2 protein-coding genes are annotated in these 1,987 nt (G+C 66.3%); both read right to left on the bottom strand.

Going from position 1 to position 1,987, the window contains the following annotated elements; genetic code table 11:
• Positions 1-258: 258 nt before the first annotated feature.
• Complete coding sequence (locus WDW90_RS36640) at positions 259-681, bottom strand: YidH family protein (RefSeq protein WP_336492645.1); 423 nt, start codon at positions 679-681, stop codon at positions 259-261.
• Positions 682-756: 75 nt separating this feature from the next.
• Complete coding sequence (locus tag WDW90_RS36635; RefSeq protein ID WP_336492644.1) at positions 757-1,866, bottom strand: universal stress protein; 1,110 nt, start codon at positions 1,864-1,866, stop codon at positions 757-759.
• Positions 1,867-1,987 lie beyond the last annotated feature (121 nt).

The following is a 1,987-nucleotide window of genomic DNA, read 5'->3' as shown; positions in this document are numbered from 1 at the left end:
AAGTTGCGTCGGACATCAGAGACCTACATAGCCAACGGCCAGCGCTTCTCGAAGGGGCTTCGGCAGGTGCGTTGAGCGGCGTCTCGACCGGTCACACACGCCCCACCGCGGATCAAGGATCTTTTGCCTTCGACGGAGGGACAACACCGGGGATAACAGGAATCAGAGAGAAGACGATCTCTATAGAAATGCCCCGGTTGTCCCCGGCCTGAAGAGCGCGGCCGCTCGAAGTCCGCCCGGCGCGAGCATGTCCGGGGTCTACCCGAACCAGATGCCGGCGATCGCGGTGAGAGCAACCAGGGCCAGGAAGCTGTTGACGGCGACAAGGACCGCAGGCGGCATGCGGGGAACGTCTGGGTTTGGAGGTGGCGCGCCGACGAACACCTGGCGCCACACGCCCGCGACGAAGCAGAAGGCGCTGAAGAGGATCAGGACGGTTCCAAAGCCGATGATCATCCAGCCCGGCACAACCCCCTCCAGCAGCTTCTTGGCTCCGATGCCGCTGGCAAGGGCAACCAGGCCGGTGCGCACCCACGCTGCGTAGGTGCGCTCGGCCGCAAAGACGGTGCGGTCTGCTGCCAATTCGGTTCTTCGGTCGGCGCTGTCCTTGGTGACCTGCGCGGCAGCTGCCGTGTGCTGTGCCGCCTGTTTCGTCTGCTCCGCGGTGTCCTTCTGGTCCATCTCTGCTCACCCCTTCTTGGAAAGGCCAAGCGTTGCGGCCACAGCGCCGGCGAACTGGTGAGACACGCCTCGGCATCAGGTGCCCACGAGCACGACGGAGCGGTCGGAGGCCTCCAGCACCCCATCGGCGATGTTGCCGAAGGCAAGATCGGCACCTGGGCGCCGCGCCGCGCCCATGATAATCAGGTTGTGCCCGCCCAGGCGCGCCTGCCGTAGGATGGCGTCCTCCGCAGCAAGAATCGTCCGCGCAACGGTCCGGATCCTGACGCCGTGCTGGTCAGCCAGTGCCACAACCTCCTTCAGGACGGCCTCATCACTGCTACTGGGGCGTCGGGCGCGTCGCTGTCGGGCGGTGCTCGCGTCCGCGCTCGCGACAAACAAGGCGGTCAGCGGTGCGTCGGCTGCCCGCGCAATGTTCAAGGCAACCTCGGCTCCTCGCCGCGACACCCCCGTGCCGTTGACCGGAACCAGGATGTCCAGCGGTGCCCCCTCCGGCTCAACCAGGTGCCTGCCGCGGGCCGCGACAATCGCGAGAGGACCGGCGAAGCCATCCGCTGCCCGCGCCACATCTGCATTGAATCCACCATCCGGGCCGACGGTCGGCTCGATCCCGATCACGAGAAGGTCGAACCCCTTCTCAGCCTCCGCCGTAACGGCGCGGTCGATCGGTGCATCTATCGGCCGCTCCGTCACATCCACTGTCAAGACGTCTGTATCCTCGTGCGACGCTTGCGCACGCGCTGCTTCCGCTGCGCCCTGCACCGAGGCAGCAAGCTTGCCGGATATGTCTTCCCTCATCGAACGGGGCGCCGGGTCGGACGCGACCTGAAGTACCGTCACCGGCATTCCGTAACGGCCTGCCATTAGACCGGCGAGGCGAGCCGCGAACCGCCCCTTCGGGCTCTCGTCGGCAGCAACGAGCAGGCGCTCCAGGTTTGGAACAAAGCCCCGTTCCTCAAACTCCTCTCGTTCGAGCCGCGCCCGCTCAGCTTCGTCGAGCGGCAGGCGGCTGAGCGCCCAGCGCAGCATCGGCGGCATCGCGAGCGTGGTCAGGACGGCCATGGCCACGATCATCGTGAACAGGTCCTGGCTCAGCGCACCGATCGACAAGCCGATGGAGGCGACGATCACCTCGGTCGAGCCGCGTGCGTTCATGCCGCAAGCCAAGGCCAGGGATTCCGGCACGCGCAGACCACCCAGGCTGCCGCCTAGTTGTCTGGATGCGAGACCTCCTTGGCGGCTGCAACAACCTTGAGGGCTTTCGGGAGCGCGTCCGGATCAGGCGGTTTGGTAACGGGCTTGGCGA

The sequence above is a fragment of the Methylobacterium nigriterrae genome (genome assembly GCF_037106235.1).
Classification (GTDB): domain Bacteria; phylum Pseudomonadota; class Alphaproteobacteria; order Rhizobiales; family Beijerinckiaceae; genus Methylobacterium; species Methylobacterium nigriterrae.
The sequence above is the reverse complement of the archived record's forward strand: the minus strand, read 5'-3'. Positions and strand labels throughout refer to the sequence as shown.

Coding starts and splice junctions, on each gene's coding strand:
- WDW90_RS36640 (WP_336492645.1), bottom strand. CDS start 681: ATGGACCAGAAGGACACCGCGGAGCAGACGAAACAGGCGGCACAGCAC.